The sequence below is a fragment of the Marinicella rhabdoformis genome (assembly GCF_009671245.1).
GTDB classification, from domain to species: Bacteria; Pseudomonadota; Gammaproteobacteria; order Xanthomonadales; family Marinicellaceae; genus Marinicella; species Marinicella rhabdoformis.
In genome coordinates this window covers 254710-273002 of sequence record NZ_VTFS01000003.1, presented here as the reverse complement: position 1 = coordinate 273002, position 18293 = coordinate 254710, and the positions used below count along the sequence as shown (strand labels likewise).

The 18293-nt window shown below is 42.8% G+C and carries 15 protein-coding genes and 1 tRNA gene; 8 read left to right on the top strand and 8 right to left on the bottom strand.

The window, feature by feature from the left end; genetic code table 11:
* Positions 1–9: 9 nt before the first annotated feature.
* From FET73_RS09020 to xseA, 3 genes are read right to left on the bottom strand one after another with little or no spacing between them, the layout of a single operon-like run.
* Complete coding sequence (locus tag FET73_RS09020) at positions 10–615, bottom strand: IMPACT family protein (protein ID WP_154223622.1); 606 nt, start codon at positions 613–615, stop codon at positions 10–12.
* Positions 608–1024 (bottom strand): hypothetical protein, encoded by a 417-nt coding sequence (locus tag FET73_RS09015; protein ID WP_154223621.1) that lies wholly within the window; start codon positions 1022–1024, stop codon positions 608–610. The genes FET73_RS09020 and FET73_RS09015 overlap by 8 nt, the downstream gene beginning before the upstream one ends.
* Before the next feature lie 41 nt (positions 1025–1065).
* Positions 1066–2436 carry an exodeoxyribonuclease VII large subunit gene (gene xseA, locus FET73_RS09010; protein ID WP_154223620.1) on the bottom strand — a complete coding sequence of 457 codons (1371 nt, stop codon included), beginning with the start codon at positions 2434–2436 and terminating at the stop codon, positions 1066–1068.
* A gap of 17 nt (positions 2437–2453) precedes the next feature.
* Between xseA and guaB the strand changes: the two genes are divergently transcribed.
* The 3 genes from guaB to tadA are packed head-to-tail and all read left to right on the top strand — an operon-like array spanning position 2454 to position 5973.
* The gene (gene guaB / locus FET73_RS09005; protein ID WP_154223619.1) at positions 2454–3914 is read left to right on the top strand and encodes an IMP dehydrogenase; all 1461 of its coding nucleotides are present in this window, start codon (positions 2454–2456) and stop codon (positions 3912–3914) included.
* An 8-nt stretch (positions 3915–3922) separates the two neighbouring features.
* Positions 3923–5473: a glutamine-hydrolyzing GMP synthase gene (gene guaA, locus FET73_RS09000; protein ID WP_154223618.1), complete on the top strand. Its 1551-nt coding sequence runs from the start codon at positions 3923–3925 to the stop codon at positions 5471–5473.
* Positions 5464–5973 (top strand): tRNA adenosine(34) deaminase TadA, encoded by a 510-nt coding sequence (gene tadA, locus FET73_RS08995; protein WP_246172713.1) that lies wholly within the window; start codon positions 5464–5466, stop codon positions 5971–5973. The genes guaA and tadA overlap by 10 nt, the downstream gene beginning before the upstream one ends.
* Here tadA and FET73_RS15500 read toward each other — a convergent pair.
* Both FET73_RS15500 and FET73_RS08985 read right to left on the bottom strand, forming a co-directional pair.
* Positions 5918–6577, bottom strand: coding sequence for a CPBP family glutamic-type intramembrane protease (locus tag FET73_RS15500; RefSeq protein ID WP_154223617.1), 660 nt, complete (start codon positions 6575–6577; stop codon positions 5918–5920). The genes tadA and FET73_RS15500 overlap by 56 nt on opposite strands.
* 16 nt (positions 6578–6593) lie before the next feature.
* Positions 6594–7214 carry a transglycosylase SLT domain-containing protein gene (locus FET73_RS08985; protein ID WP_154223616.1) on the bottom strand — a complete coding sequence of 207 codons (621 nt, stop codon included), beginning with the start codon at positions 7212–7214 and terminating at the stop codon, positions 6594–6596.
* Between the two features lie 38 nt (positions 7215–7252).
* Here FET73_RS08985 and FET73_RS08980 point away from each other — a divergent pair, with 38 nt between their 5' ends.
* Genes FET73_RS08980 through FET73_RS08970 form a run of 3 tightly spaced genes read left to right on the top strand, consistent with a single transcriptional unit; the run spans position 7253 to position 10053 of the window.
* Positions 7253–7693, top strand: coding sequence for a hypothetical protein (locus FET73_RS08980; RefSeq protein WP_154223615.1), 441 nt, complete (start codon positions 7253–7255; stop codon positions 7691–7693).
* Positions 7690–8652, top strand: coding sequence for an OmpA family protein (locus FET73_RS08975; RefSeq protein WP_154223614.1), 963 nt, complete (start codon positions 7690–7692; stop codon positions 8650–8652). The genes FET73_RS08980 and FET73_RS08975 overlap by 4 nt, the downstream gene beginning before the upstream one ends.
* A 24-nt stretch (positions 8653–8676) precedes the next feature.
* Positions 8677–10053, top strand: coding sequence for a pyridoxal-phosphate dependent enzyme (locus FET73_RS08970; RefSeq protein ID WP_154223613.1), 1377 nt, complete (start codon positions 8677–8679; stop codon positions 10051–10053).
* 78 nt (positions 10054–10131) lie between these two features.
* Here the strand turns inward: FET73_RS08970 and FET73_RS08965 are convergent.
* Positions 10132–10208, bottom strand: a tRNA-Arg gene (locus FET73_RS08965).
* Between the two features lie 1095 nt (positions 10209–11303).
* Positions 11304–14483 carry an Rne/Rng family ribonuclease gene (locus FET73_RS15135; RefSeq protein WP_218944304.1) on the bottom strand — a complete coding sequence of 1060 codons (3180 nt, stop codon included), beginning with the start codon at positions 14481–14483 and terminating at the stop codon, positions 11304–11306.
* 480 nt (positions 14484–14963) lie between these two features.
* Here FET73_RS15135 and FET73_RS08955 point away from each other — a divergent pair, with 480 nt between their 5' ends.
* Together FET73_RS08955 and FET73_RS08950 are read left to right on the top strand one after the other, a co-directional pair.
* On the top strand, positions 14964–15821 hold the full coding sequence (locus FET73_RS08955; protein WP_154223612.1) for an RluA family pseudouridine synthase: 858 nt from the start codon (positions 14964–14966) through the stop codon (positions 15819–15821).
* A 205-nt stretch (positions 15822–16026) separates the two neighbouring features.
* Complete coding sequence (locus FET73_RS08950) at positions 16027–16755, top strand: NAD(P)-dependent oxidoreductase (protein WP_154223611.1); 729 nt, start codon at positions 16027–16029, stop codon at positions 16753–16755.
* A gap of 82 nt (positions 16756–16837) precedes the next feature.
* Here the strand turns inward: FET73_RS08950 and FET73_RS08945 are convergent, their stop codons facing one another.
* Positions 16838–18169: an amidohydrolase family protein gene (locus tag FET73_RS08945; RefSeq protein WP_154223610.1), complete on the bottom strand. Its 1332-nt coding sequence runs from the start codon at positions 18167–18169 to the stop codon at positions 16838–16840.
* Positions 18170–18293 lie beyond the last annotated feature (124 nt).

Sequence of the window (18293 nt, the reverse complement as noted above, 5' to 3'; positions counted from 1 at the left end):
AAAAGCAAATTATTTATTTGAGGTGTCATTCAAAGGTTTGATTTGAGCTTCACCTTTACTGGCGTTATTCAATTGTTCAGTGAATGTTTTTATAGTGTGGCTTGGTAGTTCTACTTTGGCTAATATGCCTTCACTGATGTAATCGACATGAAGACAACTACCGTCTGCTGTTTTGAGTAGTTGGTGCATGATTTGTTCGTTGGCAAACGGCAGTTGTACAGTCAGTGTTTCGTGAGGCACATGTATTTCATAAGGCGCTTGTTGTAAGGCTCGGGCAATGACACCGCCATAAGCACGTGCCAAACCACCAGTCCCCAATTTAATGCCGCCATAATGCCTGATTACCAATGCCGCGACCCCATCAAAATCTGCACCATCTATGGCAGCCAAAATAGGCTTTCCTGCCGTTCCAGAGGGTTCTCCATCATCATTGAATCGATAGGTTTGACCCATGCGATAAGCCCAACAATTGTGTGTGGCATCAGGAATCGCATGTTGAGCGTAAAAAGCATCGAAATCTTCGATGCTTTTTATAGGGCTACATAAGCCTATGAAAAGGCTTTTTTTTATCTCTTCTTCGCGCTCAATAAGCCGCGTGAGTCGTTTATTACTCAAAAGACGGAATGTCTAAATCTGGGTAGTGGTCTTCGGCAAAAAGTGATAAATAATGGTATTTTTCTTTGTTACCGTTGTCTTTGTATTTCTTTAGCGCTTCTACCACAGATTCTTTAGTTTGATACTGCATGGCAAATTTTAAAAAGTTTTGACTGATTTTTTTCGACTCTGCTCTTTCTTGTTCAGACAGGTTTACTTTTAAATTTTCTGTAGGCTCATAGTTTTTAACCGTAATTGCAGGTTGTTCTGCTTTATTTTCAGTTTTCTTTACAGGTTTTTTTGATTCAGTAATTGTTGTATTTTTTTCTTCTGACTCAGTTTGCCCCATCATTTTCCATGCAACTGCGCTGCCAAAAAGAATGACGGCAATGACAATAAAAGGCATTAAAATTGATTTTGATTGTGACATGATTTTCTCTATCTTTGTTTAAATTCGTGTGCTTAGATGGGTTAATCATCTAAACGTTCAATTATTTTCGCGCGTATTCTACCAGATTTGAATAAGGTTTCGACAGTTTCCCCTGTATTCACCTGTTTGCTGTCAATGATGTTTTTTTTGTCTTCACTTCTGGTGATGCTGTAACCATGAGATAAAATATTCATGGGGCTGCGCTCATTCAGCTGAGTCACATGTTGTTTGAATTCATGGGTTGCTGATTTGAGTTTTTGCTGTCCTAGCCAATTAAGGACTTGCTTTTTTTGTTCTAAAGCCGAGGTTTTCTCTTTGACGTTTGGGATTGCACGATCTAGCTGTTTATAGGTTTGCTCAAACTGAATTTGGGCATGGATAACAGTGTTTTTTACCAGTTGGTTCAATGATTTGGCTTTTTGTGCCAAAACCTCTTTTTGCCTTGTAATGGTGTTTTTAGGGTGCTGCTGCTGAAGTAACTGGTGATTCAGGTCGATTCTTTGTTGCGCATTTTGAATGCTTGTTTTACCTAAAAAATGCAACAGTTGTTGCTGGTGTTTCAACTGCTGTCTCTTTTGAATGAAGTCGCCAGCCAATAATTGGGCCGCAGCCGATGGTGTGATACAGCTTACATCGGCAACAAAATCCGTGATGCTTTCATCTGTATCATGTCCAACCGCACTGATGATTGGGGTTTCTAATTGGTGTATGGTGCGCGCCAAAAATTCATCATTGAACGCCCATAGGTCTTCTTTTGAGCCGCCGCCTCTGGTTAAAAGAATGGCATCATGTGCTTGTGTATCAGCCAGTTGAAGCTGTTCAATGATTTGCCCAGGAGCGGTTGGTCCCTGAACCTGAGTGGGGTACACTTGTATGTCTATGAGTGGGTTGTGCTTTTGTATGATGTTTAACACATCGTGTAAGGCTGCGCCATTACTTGAAGTGACAATGGCCAAGCGGTCAATCCAAGCAGGTAAGGGCTTTTTATGGTCGTGACGAAATAACCCCTGAATTTCTAGTTTTTGTTTCAATTGCGCCAGTTGTGCTTCCCAGTCACCCAAGCCTGCATCTAAAGTACGTATAACATTAAGCTGCAAATCACCGCGACTTTCGTACAATGTGACCTGTGCCAGCACGGTAATTTTTTGTCCTTTTGTTAACGATATACTTTGTTTCTGACGGAACAAAACACACTTAATACTGGCCGATGAGTCTTTCAGTGTAAAGTATTGATGACCAGCAGGAGAGCGATAAAGTTCAAATATTTCACCTGTCAGCCACAACGCTTGCCAATGGTTTGCCAAATGCTTTTTTAACAATTGGTTCAAACTGCTGGGAGAATAGGCTGTTTGTGGTGATTTTCCTTGTTCTTCTCTTATCATACTGTGGTAAAATGCGTCGCTATTTTTCATCTGAGAGGTGGCTTACCATGAGAATTCTATACGATGCCTTAACCTTCGACGACGTACTTTTGGTGCCAGATTATTCTGATATCTTACCCAAAGACGTTGATTTGTCCACTCGCCTAACGCGAAACATTCAATTAAACATTCCTGTGGTGTCTGCCGCTATGGATACCGTAACTGAATCTCGGTTGGCCATTGCCATGGCTCAATTGGGTGGTATTGGTGTGATTCACAAAAACATGAGCATAGAAAACCAATGTGCTGAAGTGTTGAAAGTCAAAAAATATGAATCAGGTGTCATTAAAGATCCTGTGACTGTGACACCACAAACCACCATACGCGAAGTTTTGGAATTAACCAAGAAGCACCGCATTTCTGGCGTACCTGTGGTTGAAGGTGATGACTTGGTCGGTATCGTAACCAGTCGTGACATGCGCTTCGAGACGGTACTGGATGATCCCGTTCGCAACATCATGACACGCAAAGAAGACTTGGTTACAGTAGGTGAAGAGGCCGCTGAAGATGAAGTGTTGCAATTGTTTCATCAAAATCGCATTGAAAAAGTGCTGGTGGTCAATGACCAATTCAAATTGAAAGGTTTGATTACTGTAAAGGACATTCAAAAATCTGAAGATTATCCATTGGCGGTTAAGGACAAATCTGAGCAATTGCGTGTGGCTGCTGCCGTTGGTGCTGGTGGTGACACTGAAGAGCGTGTGGCTGGGTTGGTTGCAGCAGGTGTTGATGTGTTGGTCGTTGACACGGCCCATGGCCACTCTAAAGGTGTGATTGATCGCGTCAGAGCAGTCAAAACACAATATCCACATGTTGACGTCATTGCTGGAAATATCACAACAGGTGCTGCGGCTTTGGCGTTGGTTGAAGCAGGAGCTGACGCTGTAAAAGTGGGTGTTGGCCCCGGTTCTATTTGTACAACGAGAATTGTTGCAGGCGTGGGTGTTCCCCAAGTGTCAGCCATTGATGATGTGGCCAAAGCATTGCGAGGAACGGGTGTACCTTTGATTGCTGATGGTGGTGTGCGTTATTCGGGTGATTTGTCTAAAGCCATAGTGGCAGGTGCTTCAACCGTGATGATGGGCGGCATGTTTGCTGGTACTGAAGAATCTCCTGGTGAAGTTGAACTGTACCAAGGCAGAACATTCAAGTCATACCGAGGCATGGGGTCTTTAGGTGCCATGGATAAAGGATCTAAAGACCGTTATTTCCAAGATGAAGTTGACGCTGAAAAATTGGTGCCAGAAGGCATTGAGGGTCGCGTGGCTTTTAAAGGTGCTTTGGCTCCAGTTGTACATCAATTGATGGGTGGTTTACGTGCCAGTATGGGTTATGTGGGTTGTCGCAACATAGAAGAAATGAAAACCAAGCCAAAATTTGTCAAAATCACTGCATCAGGTGTGAAAGAGTCTCACGTTCATGACGTTCATATCACCAAAGAAGCGCCTAACTACCGCTCAAGAACTTAAGGAAAGTTATGGATATCAAACAAAGTAAGATCCTGATATTAGATTACGGCTCGCAATACACGCAATTGATTGCGAGGCGTGTTCGTGAAGCTGATGTCTATTGTGAAATTTATGCTTGGGATGCCGACAGCGAAGACATCAAAGCATTTGACCCTAATGGGATCATCTTGTCCGGTGGCCCTGAATCAGTTCATATGGCAGGTGCGCCGACATTAAATAAAGTGATTCTTGACATGAACGTACCTATTTTAGGTGTGTGTTATGGCATGCAGTTATTGAATGTACATTTCGGTGGAGAAGTTGAAGGCTCGGATGAAAAAGAATTTGGATATGCTGAAGTCAATGTAACTGGTGAATCAGATTTGTTTAAGACATTAGATCACAAACAACTAGACGTTTGGATGAGTCATGGTGATAAAGTCAAATCATTGGGCAGTGTCTTCAATGCCACGGCCAACACCACATCGACACCTTTTGCAGCTTGCCAACACAAAGAATTACCCATTTATGGCGTTCAGTTTCATCCAGAAGTAGAGCACACCAAAGACGGCCGAGAAATATTGGCACAATTCGTGCACAAAGTGTGTGGTTGTGAAAAATTATGGAAAACCGACAACATCATTGACACCCATGTTGATAACATCCGATCCTTAGTGGGCGAAGAAAAAGTCTTACTGGGGTTGTCAGGTGGTGTGGATTCATCAGTGGTTGCAGCCTTAATGCACAAAGCCATAGGTAAGCAATTGGTTTGTGTGTTCGTTGATACCGGCTTGTTGCGCCACAATGAAGGTGATGATGTGATGACAGTGATGGCCGAAAAAATGGACATCAATGTGATCAGAGTCAACGCCCAAGAGCGCTACTACGAAGCACTTAAAGGCGAATCAGACCCTGAAAAGAAACGCAAAATTATTGGCGAGCTGTTCATCCGTATTTTTGAAAAAGAAGCGCGTGATTTAGACGGCATTCAATGGTTAGCACAAGGCACAATATATCCTGATGTGATTGAATCTGCAGGTGCCAAAACAGGAAAGGCACATGTGATTAAATCTCACCATAATGTCGGTGGCTTGCCCGAAGATTTGGAATTGAAGCTGATTGAGCCACTGAAAGACTTGTTCAAAGACGAAGTCAGACAGCTGGGTGTTAATTTGGGTTTGGCAGCAGAATTGGTGCATCGCCATCCGTTTCCGGGTCCAGGACTCGGTGTTCGGATTTTGGGTGAAATCAAAGCAGAGTATGCCGATATTTTAGCCCGTGCCGATCACATTTTTATTCAAGAGTTGCGCAACCATGATTTGTACCATAAGACCAGCCAAGCTTTTGCTGTGTTCTTACCAGTTAAATCTGTGGGTGTAGTGGGTGATGCCAGACGCTATGAGTATGTCATAGCTTTGCGGGCTGTAGAAACCATAGATTTCATGACAGCGCGTTGGGCGCATTTGCCTTATGAGTTTATTGATTTGGTTTCACGCCGCATCATCAATGAAATCGCTCAAGTCTCACGCGTGGTTTATGATGTGTCTAGTAAACCACCAGCTACCATTGAATGGGAATAACCACCCCCAATAAAATGCAAGATGAAGTCATGATGCGCTTGGCGATAGGCCAAGCGCATTTGGCTCAACAAGCTGGTGAAGTTCCAGTAGGAGCGATCGTGAGTTGTGAAGGCCAAGTCATAGGTCAAGGTCACAACCAAGTCATCACGCTCAACAACCCCACTGCCCATGCAGAAGTCATGGCTTTACAATCAGCTGGGGAAAATCGCAACAATTACCGCTTGCCAGAATGTACTTTGTACGTCACTTTGGAACCATGCATGATGTGTGCGGGTGCCTTGGTGCATTCGCGTGTTCAGCGTGTAGTCTTTGGGGCTTATGATGAGAAAACTGGCGTGATAGAAACTGTGGATGACTGTTTTAGCAAAACCTACTTAAACCATAAAATTGAATGGCAAGGTGGTGTGCTAAAAGATGAATGCAGCGCCTTAATTTCAGCATTTTTTAAATTGAGACGTAAAGCCAAAAAGTCAACACGTTTTGAATCACGTGAGCAATAACGGACGGCCAAATACTGCCACTTTTCTCTCTGAGAATGGCATAAATCACAGCTGCTGAAAATAACCAAACCGCTTCGCTGCTGTTCCAATGTAATAATGTAAACATGCCACTTGAAACGGATATTGCGAGGAGGGTGCCTGCCTTGTGTCTGATTTGCGTGTAAATTAATCCCCGAAACAACAATTCTTCAAAAAAAGGCCCAATCAAACAACTGGCTAAAAACACCGACCACAAAGTGAAGCCTGTTTGTGCTCGTTGCCAATTGATTGCATCATGCTCCCAACCCTGTGGAATGAGCAGAACGGTTAAAAATTGTTGCGCTTGCCAAAAAGCCATGCCAATCAGGATCGCTGACATTAAATATAAAAATCGACTCTTTTTTATGGCCAAGTCATTTGACCAGTGACCACGGAATACACGTGCCAACAACATCAATAACAATAAACAGGATGTGTGTAACAACAAAGCAGGTGTGATTGTGTGTGTGGCTTGGCTTTTGGTCAGAATAATGATCAAGCCAACAAACCAAAAACACAAAAGCAAAACAATCGCGCCAGCTTGTAAACCAGAAAGGTGAGCTGCGTTTTTCTCTGTGACTGTCACCGAGCAGTGGTGTTAATCAAGTTTGATTTTTATAACGCCTGAGGAGAATTTTGACGCGGCGAACATATTCTTGAGTTTCAGGAAAAGGAGGGACGGTTTTACCATAACGTTCAACAGCCGTTTCACCAGAATTATATGCAGCAAGAAAAACGTCTAATGTGCCATAGGTGTCTTTTAAATGTTTTAAATAAGCGGCGCCACCATTGATGTTTTGTGCGGGATCAAAAGGGTTGCTGACTTGGTAAGTTTTTTGGGTTAAAGGCATCAATTGCATCAACCCTTGGGCACCAGCTGAAGAAACTGCCTGGTGTTTGAAGGCCGACTCAGCATGGATAACGGCACGTAAGATATGTTCACCAATTTTGTGTTTCTTGGCGGCCACGTATATTTCTTTGTTGAATTTGTCTTTGATTAGCGGCGTCGTATTCCAATTAACGCTGTTGCGCCATACAGCACATTCAGGACAGCGTATATTCATGATCTTATAGGATTTGCCTGCTGGCTTTTTGGATGAATAGTGTATAATCCCTTTCTTATCAACGTGTTTGTAAACTTTTAAATTACCTGCATTGGCGGCAAAGACGGCCAAAAAGGTTATCGCAAAAGTCAGTAAGCGTGTTGTTTTAAATGAATCCATTTGTTTAATTGAAAAGAGCCAAAAGCCAACAAATTATAATGAAATCAATCAGTTTAGACAAACAAGTTAAGGCAGACACTGCATTAAACCCTGTTTTTTTTACAAAATCACCGAAAATAACGTTGTTCAGCGTTTGTTTGTTGTTGCTAATGACCACATTAGGTCAAGCGGCCAGATACGACAAAGAAGCCTTTTTTAAGTTAGAAGCTGAAGTACAGGCGTTGATCGCATCACCCACGGCAGATGCCGCGCCATTAGAGGTGAAGTTCATCAAAGAAAAAATGGTATTGGCCAAAAAAGCCAAAGCCGAGAAGAAGAAAAAATTAGAGGGTCAGTTGTCTGAACAAATCAGGGCTGAAATGAAAATTGCACAATTGAGGGCTGATGTGAATGCTTTGAATGCTGAGCTGCTTAATAAAAGAGAGCAAATTTCAGCATCTGAAGTTTACCTGTTGGATTTGAAGGGGCAGTTGAAATGAGTCGTATTTTTGTATTAAGCCTTTTGGTACTGATGGCCATGCCAGTAAGTGCAGCTAAGAAAAAGAATTTAGAACTTGAAGCATTGCGCATTGAGTATGAAAACTTTTATCAACTAGAAAAATACAGTGACTTTGCTAAGGCAGAAAAACGTCAAGCAAAGGAAAGCATTGAGGCTTTGTACCAAAGCAGTCGGAGAAAGCCAAAAGAGCACGCCGTATTTATGGCTCGAAAAAAGCTATCCTTGGCAAAGATGACGGCAGAAAAAGAGTTTTTAAATTCTGAAATTGTAAAAGCAGACGAACGCCTCAATGAGTTGGATTTAGAAACGTTAAAAACAGAAGCACAAGTGGCCAGATTGCAAGCAGACAAAGCACAACTGTTACTCAGCTTGCAACAAGAGGAAGTGGCGAGAATAGAAGCTGAAAAACAAGCAGCATTAGCAGCAGCTTCTGAACAAATTGAACAAAAGCAAGCAGAGTTGGACACAACAAAGGCCTATGCGAAAAAACAAGAACAAGTGGCCAGTTTAGCCAAACAGGAAGCCGATTTGGCTTTTGAAGAAATTGATGCTTTGAAACGACAGCTGGAATCTTTGGCTGCACGTGAAACCAATGATGGTTTGGTCATGACTTTAGGTGATTTTGTTTTCGACTCAGCTTCAGCAAATATCAAACAAGGTGCGATTGAAAACTTCAGTAAAGTCATAGAATTCATTGATGGGTACCCGAGCAGGAATATCAGAATTGAAGGGCACACTGATGCCTCAGGCAGTGAAGCATTTAACCTCAATTTATCTCAAAAACGTGCCGATGCGGTGCGTCTGTTGTTGATTAACTACGGCGTTAAAGCTGAGCGGATAGAAGCCATTGGTATGGGTGAGTCTTTACCAGTTGCTGATAACAATACAGCTTCTGGCAAAGCCAAAAACCGCCGCGTTGACATCATCATTTTAAAATAAACCAAACCAAGAACTCATAAATACATGCAAGTAGCCAATACAGTACTTGACCTGATCGGTAATACACCGATGGTCAAAGTCAATCACATGGACACAGGAAAGTGCGAGCTTTACCTGAAGTTAGAAAACATGAATCCCGGTGGTTCAATCAAAGACCGCATCGGCCTGTCTATGATTGAAGAAGCTGAAAAGTCAGGAAAATTAAAGCCTGGTGCGACTTTGGTCGAAGGTACCGCAGGTAACACCGGTATTGGCTTGGCCTTGGTGGCGGCACAAAAAGGTTATAAATTAATCCTGGTCATCCCTGATAAAATGAGCAAAGAGAAAATCTTTAACCTCAAAGCAATGGGCGCAGAAATAGTATTAACCCGCTCTGATGTGGCCAAAGGGCATCCGCAATATTACCAAGATTTGGCAGCGACCATAGCTGAAGAAACACCCGGTGCTTTTTTTATTAATCAGTTTGCTAACCCAGATAATCCGAAAGCACATTACCAAACCACAGCCCCTGAGATTTACCAACAAATGGACAATCAAGTCGATGCCATCGTGTTTGGTGTGGGTTCCAGTGGCACAGTAACTGGCATGAGTCAGTATGTCAAAGAATACCACCCAGAAACGGCGCTGGTGTTGGCCGATCCACAGGGTTCAATCTTGGCACAATACATCAATGAAGGCATCTTGAGCGAAGATGCTGGCAGTTGGAAGGTTGAGGGCATTGGAGAAGATTTTCTGCCTGACATCAGTGACTTTACACACGTTAAAAAAGCGTACGCCATCAGCGATGCTGAAAGTTTTGATGCGGGTCGTGAACTGTTGAAAAAAGAAGGTGTTTTGGGTGGTTCATCCACAGGTACCATCATGGCGGCCGCTCTGAAATATTGTCAAGAATCAGCAACAGCACAAAAAGTGGTGATGTTGGTTTGTGATACGGGTAACAAGTACCTGTCCAAAATGTACAACGATTACTGGATGTTGGACAACGGATACATCGAAACCAAACAATACGGTGACTTGCGTGATTTGATTTCAAGACCGTATCAAAGCAACGACACCGTTGTGATGCGACCGAATGAAACCTTGGCCGCCGTCTACCAACGCATGAAGCTGTATGATGTCTCACAGCTCCCTGTGATGGACAATGACGAAATTGTAGGCATCATTGATGAATCTGATGTGCTGATGAAAGTGTTCGGTAAGCCTGACGCATTCAGAGACACGGTAGATACGGCCATGACCAGCAACCTGGAATTCTTCGACAGCAAAACGCCCATTGAAAAATTAATGCCCATCTTTGACCAAGGCCGCGTGGCTATAGTTAAAGACGGTGATCAATTCAAGGGTTTGATTACCCGCATTGATTTATTGAATTACCTGAGAAGGATTGAAGAGAATCAATAAGGATTTGAATAACAAATAGTTGAAGGAAAAGCGTGCCGGTGGTGCGCTTTTTTTGTGGGTGAAATCTAAATTGAAGGTTGGCGCGCCCAGAGAGATTCGAACTCCCGACCAACCGGTTCGAAGCCGGTTACTCTATCCAGCTGAGCTATGGGCGCGTGGTAGGTATTGTAATAGAATTTGGTGAATTATCAATCTGTTTGATGAAGTTCCTTGGACTTAACTGTTGTCATCCAGAGAGATTACTTCGTGCATCCATGCACTTCGCCCCTTCGGGGTCGTCAGCAAGCTGACGGGCTAAAATGTTCCAGACATTTTAGTCGAACTCCCGACCAACCGGTTCGAGGCCGGTTACTCTATCCAGCTGAGCTATGGGCGCGTGGTTAGGTATTGTAATAGAAAATGATGAATTAGCAATCTGTTTAGTAAAATTGGCATACTAAATATAAAGGCCGTGTCATAACGTGTGACCCAAAGACAAACCAAGGAACCTCAGTGTTATTGAAGAAACATTATATTTCTTCTGTTTGTGTGTACGCTTTGCGTTGTTTGCTGCGCAAACGAGATACTTCAGCTCGCGCTTAAGGCGCCTACTTTTGGCTTTGGATCGTTCAGTATGACAGTATTTTTTTATTGTTCCATTGTATGTACCTGCTTGTTTCTTGCCATGAGTTGAGGTTAATGGCAGTGGATTTGTAGCTGCGAGGCTTGCCCTCGCCTTGCACTGCAACAGATGGGAATGTAGATAGGACACGCATAACTCGCCAACCATTGATAAGCATCTTGCCAGAATGGGCACCCGCAAGGGGTGCAGCTACATTATTGGGTAATCAAATATCGGCATGAATTCGTCATTCCGAGAGAGCCACAGGCGAGCCGAGGAATCTCTGGGTTATTGAAGAAACGTTTCATCTAAACAGTTTGTGGACGCTTCGCGTTTTTTGCTGTGCAAACGAGATACTTCAGCTCGCGCTTAAGGCGCCTACTTTTGGCTTTGGCTCGTTCAGTATGACAGTATTTTTTTTGTTCCATAGTATGTACCTGCTTGTTTCTTGCGATGAGTTGAGGTTTATGGCAGTGGATTTGTAGCTGCGAGGCTTGCCCTCGCCTTGCACCGCAACGGGATAGGGTATATTTTGTGATGCATATCTGCTTAGGCATTTGCAAAGGGTGCAGCTGCGTTTTATGATAGGTTGTTATTTGAGGCACAAAAAAAGCCGGCGGGTGCCGGCTTTTGATTTTCACAAGAACAATTAACCTTCTTTGGGAGGCTGCGCAGGGGCCTCGTTGAACATGTCAGGTTGCTTGTCGGCTTTGGGCTGCTCAGTTTTGGGTTTTTGAGCTTTGGCCGGATCATCAGTTTTCTTGGCTGCTGCTTTCTTGGTGGCTTTCTTTTTAGACGCCGCTTTCTTAGTTGTCTTTTTCTTCTCAGTTGGCTTTGTCTCAGTTGAAGTTTTAGCTTCATCAGCAGATACTTGATTTGCTGTTTTCTTTGACGCTTTTTTGGCCGTTTTTTTAGTGGCTTTTTTCTTACTGGTTTTCTTTTTTGTGGTTTTCTTTTCTACCGGCTTTTTATTTGTTGATTTGCTGTTAGCGGGTTTTGTATCAGTAACTTGAGGTGCTGATTTTTTTTCTGCTTCAGGCTCAGTAGGCTTGGTTAATTTGTGGATGCCGGGTTTGCCAGTGGCCACTGCTTTAACTGCATTTCTGTGGACTTTCTTACTTTGAACTTTCTTACTATCAGCTTTGGGCTTCGGCGTAACTTTCTCTTGAGTGGCTTGTTTCTTTTCTACAGGCTTTTGCTCGTTTGAATTGTTGCTTTCCGCACTTTTATTGTCAGCAGGTTTTGATGTTGCCTTGTTGTCTTTCTGTGCGTTGGGTTGCTTTTTAGGGCGAGGTGCATCAGTTTTAGGCTTTTGTTTTGCTGTACTTTTGTTTTCCTGCTTGTTGCCATGGTTTGGCTTTGTGTCTGATTTATTTTCTACCGGCTTCTTTTCAGTAGATTTATTTTCAGGTGCCTTATCAAGCTTATGGAGGCCCGGCTTTTTAGCCGCTGGTTTTTCAGCGTTATTACTGGTGCTGTCGTTGGTGGCTTTATTTCCCTGGTCGGTTGCCTTGTTGACTGTTTTGCTCTGGGCTGCAGCTTGCGCTTCTTTTTTCGCCGCCAATTCCGCAACACTGCCTAAAGGCCGTGTCATTTTGTTGGCTACCTGTGCATTGTTTTGCTCGGTTTGAGCTGCAGTCTGTTTGTCTTTTGAAGCGTTATTATCGTTCGGTTTTTGGTTGTTCTTGTTACCACGATTTTTGTTGCCATAGATTGACTTGCCACGAGGTTTTTTATTCCCTTGCTGCTTGTTTTGCTGCGGCTTAGCTTGGCTTTGTTGCTGGCCTTGATTGGTGTTGTTTTCACCTTGTTGTGTTTGTTGATCTTGCGGCTTGCTTTGCTGTTGCCCTTTGTTAGTGCTTTGCTGCTTATTAGGCTGCTGCTTGTTGTGTTGCGGCTTGCCTTGCTGTTGTTTTTGGTTTGGCTGTGGCTTGTTAGGCTGTTGCTGCTTGTTATTAGGCTGCTGTTTATTACCTTGCTGTTTATTGTGTTGAGGCTTTTTATTACCGTGTTGTGGTTTGCCTTGTTTATTGTGTTGGGGCTTGCCTTTTTGCTGACCTTGTTTGTTGTGAGGTCCTTTGTTGTGTTGTTTGTTTTTATGACCGCCATGCTTCTTGTTGTGTGGTTTTTTGTTTTGGCGACTGTTGTGCTTGGGCTTTTTCTTGTTGCTGCTGAACAAAGATTTAAACCAAGAAGAAATCGTCAATGCCAAAGAGCGTTTAGGCGCTTGTGCATCAGGTTTAACCATTTGTAATATGGCTTTTTCTTTTGTTGGTGAAGGAGGGTCTAACTTGGCCGTTGCTTTGTGACAATCTTCAGTTGTTACTAGCTCAATATCAGCCACATTGATGTTGGCTTCATTGACATTGTAGCGTTGAACATGAAATGCAGGGAAACTGAGGTTTTCATTTGAAATAACGGCCACTTGAACTTTGTGGCGTTTTTCCATTTCGTTCAATTCAGTACGTTTTTCATTGAGGATTTTATTGGTGATGTCCATTGGCGCTTGAATCACGACTTTGCCCGTTTTTGGCTTGATCATTTCTTCTTCTGTCAAACGAATAATAGATATAACCAGTGATTCCATACTGCGAATGAAACCATGTCCTGAACATGTTGGGCAGGTGACTTGGCTTGAATCGCTGATTGAGGAACGCAATCGTTGGCGTGACATTTCTAACAAACCAAATTTTGAAATTTTACCGACTTGCACGCGAGCACGATCGATGTCGGCTGCGGCACGCATGCGGTTTTCTACTTCGCGTTGGTTTTTGTGGTTTCGCATGTCGATGAAATCAATCACCACCAAACCACCCAAGTCTCTGATACGTAACTGACGTGCAATTTCATCAGCCGCTTCTAAATTGGTGTGGGTAGCTGTCGCTTCAACGTCTGCACCTTTGGTGGCGCGTGCTGAGTTGATGTCAATGCTCAATAAGGCTTCGGTGTGATCTATCACAATAGAACCGCCAGAAGGCAGTTTCACTTCACGTTCAAAAGCTGATTGGATTTGGCGTTCGATTTGGTAACGTGAAAACAAAGGTGTGGTGTCATTGTAATGAGACAGCTTCTTTAAGTTGTGCGGCATCACTTGTTGCATGAATTCGCGGGCTTTTTCATAAGATTCGCGGTCATCAATTAAAATTTCACCAATATCTGGTTGTAAGTAATCACGTAATGCTCTGATGAACAGGTCGCTTTCTTGGTAGATAAAGAACGGTGCGTTTTTGTTTTCAGCAGCAGTGCCAATGGCTTGCCAAACTTGTTTCAAGTAAGTGAAATCCCATTGCAGTTCTTCAGGGGAACAGCCCAATCCTGCAGTTCTTACGATGACACCGTCATTTTTTGGGATTTCTAAGTTACTTAATATGTTTTGTAATTGTGTGCGTTTTTCACCTTTGATTTGGCGAGAGATGCCACCAGCTCGGTGGTTTCCTGGCATGTAAACCAAATAGCGACCTGCCAATGAAATGTAGGTACTTAATGCCGCGCCTTTGTTGCCACGTTCTTCTTTGTTAACTTGAACAATGATTTCATCGCCTTCTTTGAGGGCTTTGTTGATGGGTAGTCGTGGTTGGCCTTTGGGTGCTTGTTTGCAGTAAAGCGGGCTGATTTCTTTGTAAGGTAAAAAACCGTGTCTTTCAGAGCCATAGTTCACAAAACAGGCTTCTAAAGAGGGCTCTACACGTGTGATTTTGGCTTTGTAAATGTTGCCTTTTTTACGGTAATGGCCTGCTGAGTCTATATCTAAATCATACAGTTTTTGGCCATCGGCAATCGCTACTCGGATTTCATCGGTATGCGTTGCATTGATCAGCATTCTTTTCATTTTTATTTATTCCTTTGTCGCAGGAATAACGATCAACGCCTAGCGTTTGACTGAGGGCTTATATTAGTGTGCCCTTTTAATGGGTTGTCGCGGTTCAATCACTCAATACCCATATGATTTCGTTGTTATATAGTTCAACGCCACTCGCGATGTGTTCAGTTCGCTTGTCATGTTACTGCGTGTCTTTCACCCAGTTTTTGTCAGTCAACTGCTGGTCGTAAAAAGTTAGACCCTTCAGTTTTGGGTTTGTTGTCATTCCAATGACGGTTATAAACGCTCTAAATAGAGCCATCCGATGTTTTGCAAACCCGTAAAATTTTCTTGATTTAAAGACCTTGCGTGAATGTTTTTCAATTGACACATGATTCTTTATATAATGTCAGCCAAACTCGGCTGCTGGAATTCATCTTGAAGTCCAGCGCGCGATTGTAACACCAAACCTTTGAATTCTGAGTGTTTTTCACCTCATGTGAGTAAATTATGGATAAAAAACCGATATTTCAAGTCAGTGACAACGACTTAGGCATGCGTTTGGATAATTTTATCCTCAAGCAACGCCGCCACATCACCAAGTCTGTTTTGTACAAATTAATCAGAAAAGGGCAGGTTAGGGTCAATGGGAAGCGCTGTAAACCTGAATTGAAATTGGATGTGAACGATACCGTTCGCGTACCCCCTTTTATTTTCTTTGATGAAAAAGAAAAGGTACAAGTGCCAGATGCCAGCCGTGCGCGAATGACTCAAGCGATTGTTTTTGAAGATGCTGATTATGTTGTGCTGAATAAGCCAGCAGGCATACCTTGTCATGTGGGAACAGGTCATGATTTCGGGGTGATAGAAATCATTCAATCCATGCCAGAATATACTGAGACACAATTGGCACACCGCCTCGATGTGCACACCAGTGGCTGTTTGTTGTTGGCAAAAAATCGTCAGGCTTTATTGGCTTTTCAAGCTGCCATGAAGGACCATCAAGTGGAAAAACAATATCTGGCGAAACTAGAAGGCAAGTTATCTTCAGAAAAGACTGTTGATTTGCCACTCAATACAGATAACCGGATAAATGGTATCAGAACAGTGGTTCCAGACACCCACGGCAAAAGTGCTGAAACCACTTTCAAACCTATCAAATTTGATGAGCACCACACTTGGGTGGTTTGCCAAATTAAGCATGGCCGCACACACCAAATTCGAGCCCATGCGGCGAGCATGAACATGTCAGTAGTTGGTGATACTTTGTATGGTGCCAGAGCCAGTAAAGGCAAAAGAAAGATTTACCTGCACGCCCAGTCGTTGTCATTTGGTGATTATGATTGGCGGTGTGAAGCTGGATTCTGAAGTTCATACGCCAAGATCTTTAAACTCAATCAGAATACTCTAGTCTAAGTTTAAGCGTTATTCCATCTTTAAAGATAGTGACTTATGGCAATTTTAAGTAATTACTGCAGTTGCTAAAATTATTGAATTGAGGTCACTAAATGGTTTGTTATCTTGTCATTTTTCTAGAAAAATTTAGATTAAATTAATTCAAACAGGTTGTGTTATGAAAAAAGTATTGGTCTTAGGTGCCAGTGGGGCCACTGGACAGCAAGTGGTTAAAGCCTTGCTTAATAAAAATATAGAAGTGATTGCGGTCGTTAGGCCAGCCAGTGCTTTTGAACATTCCTTTCAGAAAAGGCCAAACTACAATCAAGTCAATGCGGATATTTTGAGCATGGATGAAACTGATTTATGTCACCATTTAAAAGAATGTGATGTGGTCGTTTCCTGCCTAGGTCATAATTTGACTTTTAAAGGGATTTTCGGTCAGCCCAGGCTACTTGTTACTGATGTGATTAAAAAAGTTGCCAAAATTTTATCTTCATTAAAGCTTGATCAAAAAGTTAAAGTCATTTTGATGAATACATCTGGAAACCCTAATAGAGATATTCCAGAAAAGCCACCGCTATCTCAACGGTTTGTTGTTGCGTTATTGAGACTTTTGGTTCCTCCGCATGTTGATAATGAAAAAGCTGCTGATTTTCTTAGGACTACTGTAGGTCAGGAAAATCCTTACATGGAATGGTCTATAGTTCGTCCTGATGGGCTGATTAATGAAGCTGAAGTTTCTGATTATGATGTTCATTACTCTCCAATCAGTAATGTGATTTTTAATGCAGGCACTGTCAGTCGCATCAATGTTGCTGACTTTATGTCACGACTGGCAATTGACAAAGCGCTGTGGCAAAAATGGAAAGGTCAAATGCCAGTGATTTACAATTCTGATAAGTAATCAAAAGAGTTGTATATTACAGAAAGATAATCCTGTCATTTTGTTTAGCCCACATGATTTGATGTGGGCTTGATTTGATTTTTTATTTAACTCTTTTACCGTGTTTGATTACCATATCCACATTTTGCAATAAGTTGATGTAGCGTAAAACATCGCCTTTAACGGCAATGATGTCGGCATATTTGCCCGCAGTTATGGTGCCCACTTCGTGGTCTTTTTTCATCATCACAGAAGGCCAATAAGTCGCACCTCTTATCGCTTCCATTGAAGATACGCCCATTTCTCTGACCCAGATGTCCAGTTCATTCCAGGTTGATTGGCTGTGGAATTTCAGAGGGATGCCACTGTCTGTGCCTACCATTAACACCACGCCGGCATCAATTAGTTGTTTAAACTTGCGTTTTAAAGTGGGTTTGCGTTTACTTGTGATCTGAAAATAGGGCAGGCGTTCAGGGTGCTCAATGGATTGTTTGATGTCTTTGATGATGTCCTCAGGCATGTCTAAATGCCAACTGTCATTGTCCAGTTTCTCGGTGTTGTTTTTGACGTAATCGTAGTTGAATAAACCTTCAACGGTTGGCGTCCAAAAAAGCGGTCCGATGTTCATTTGGGCCGCACGTTCTCTTAAACCTGCCATCACTTCTGGTGGATATTCAGGTGCTGTAGATAAGCCGGTGTGTTCAAAATTATCAACACCCGCTTTCAGGCCCATTAAGATTTCTTTGGGGCGATGGGCGTGAGCCACTACGGGTAAATTGTATTTGTGTGCTTCATCAACAACGGCATGTAATTCGGCTTCTGTCATTTCATCTTGGTCAATCAGCTTGATGACATCGACACCACCGTCTGCTAATTTTTTGACTTTGGCGCGAGCGTCTTTGGGATTTTTGATGCCCCAACGGTAAAGTTCAGTACCCGGATAGGGTTTTTTCTGGATGAAAGGCCCTGAAACATACATCGTTGGGCCTGGAATGTCGCCACGGTTTATTGCATCTCGAACTTCAATGATGGCGTCCAAGGGCGCGCCTAAATCTCTCGCTGTGGTCACGCCAGCCATCAAAAGTTGGTGCGCTGAAGCGGGCATGATTTCTTTTTCAAAGCGAGGTGGATAAGTGCTGTGCCAATGCTTGTAATCTGCATGGCCATTGATTTGCAAGTGCACGTGCATGTCCCATAAGCCTGGCATCACAGTCATGCCTTCTGTAGAAATGATTTCAGCACCTTCAGGAATGGCCAGTTTTCCCATGGTGCCAACAGCAGCAATTTTGTCATCACGAATAATGACTACTGAATTTTGTATCGGGTGGTCATTAAATCCATCGATTAGCATACCACCAACCAATGCTTTTACTTCTACTGCTTGCGCTGTGAATTGGCATAACAGTGCCAAAATGATCCAAGGTGCTCTTTTCATAGTTTTGCTCTTTTTTTAGTGTGGAATTATTATTTTTTATTGATTATAGGAGATAATGAGCATGTTCACAAAAAAGATTTAACTTGGTCAGTGAGGTAAGCATGTTGTTGAATCGTTCCCAATA

What these genes read in the sequence shown, in the direction of transcription:
- guaA (WP_154223618.1), top strand. Translation starts at nt 3,923, where the DNA reads ATGGATATCAAACAAAGTAAGATCCTGATATTAGATTACGGCTCGCAA.
- xseA (WP_154223620.1), bottom strand. Translation starts at nt 2,436, where the DNA reads ATGAAAAATAGCGACGCATTTTACCACAGTATGATAAGAGAAGAACAA.
- FET73_RS08945 (WP_154223610.1), bottom strand. Translation starts at nt 18,169, where the DNA reads ATGAAAAGAGCACCTTGGATCATTTTGGCACTGTTATGCCAATTCACA.
- tadA (WP_246172713.1), top strand. Translation starts at nt 5,464, where the DNA reads ATGGGAATAACCACCCCCAATAAAATGCAAGATGAAGTCATGATGCGC.
- FET73_RS15135 (WP_218944304.1), bottom strand. Translation starts at nt 14,483, where the DNA reads ATGAAAAGAATGCTGATCAATGCAACGCATACCGATGAAATCCGAGTA.
- FET73_RS08985 (WP_154223616.1), bottom strand. Translation starts at nt 7,214, where the DNA reads ATGGATTCATTTAAAACAACACGCTTACTGACTTTTGCGATAACCTTT.
- guaB (WP_154223619.1), top strand. Translation starts at nt 2,454, where the DNA reads ATGAGAATTCTATACGATGCCTTAACCTTCGACGACGTACTTTTGGTG.
- FET73_RS08955 (WP_154223612.1), top strand. Translation starts at nt 14,964, where the DNA reads ATGGATAAAAAACCGATATTTCAAGTCAGTGACAACGACTTAGGCATG.
- FET73_RS08980 (WP_154223615.1), top strand. Translation starts at nt 7,253, where the DNA reads ATGAAATCAATCAGTTTAGACAAACAAGTTAAGGCAGACACTGCATTA.
- FET73_RS08975 (WP_154223614.1), top strand. Translation starts at nt 7,690, where the DNA reads ATGAGTCGTATTTTTGTATTAAGCCTTTTGGTACTGATGGCCATGCCA.
- FET73_RS08970 (WP_154223613.1), top strand. Translation starts at nt 8,677, where the DNA reads ATGCAAGTAGCCAATACAGTACTTGACCTGATCGGTAATACACCGATG.
- FET73_RS09015 (WP_154223621.1), bottom strand. Translation starts at nt 1,024, where the DNA reads ATGTCACAATCAAAATCAATTTTAATGCCTTTTATTGTCATTGCCGTC.
- FET73_RS08950 (WP_154223611.1), top strand. Translation starts at nt 16,027, where the DNA reads ATGAAAAAAGTATTGGTCTTAGGTGCCAGTGGGGCCACTGGACAGCAA.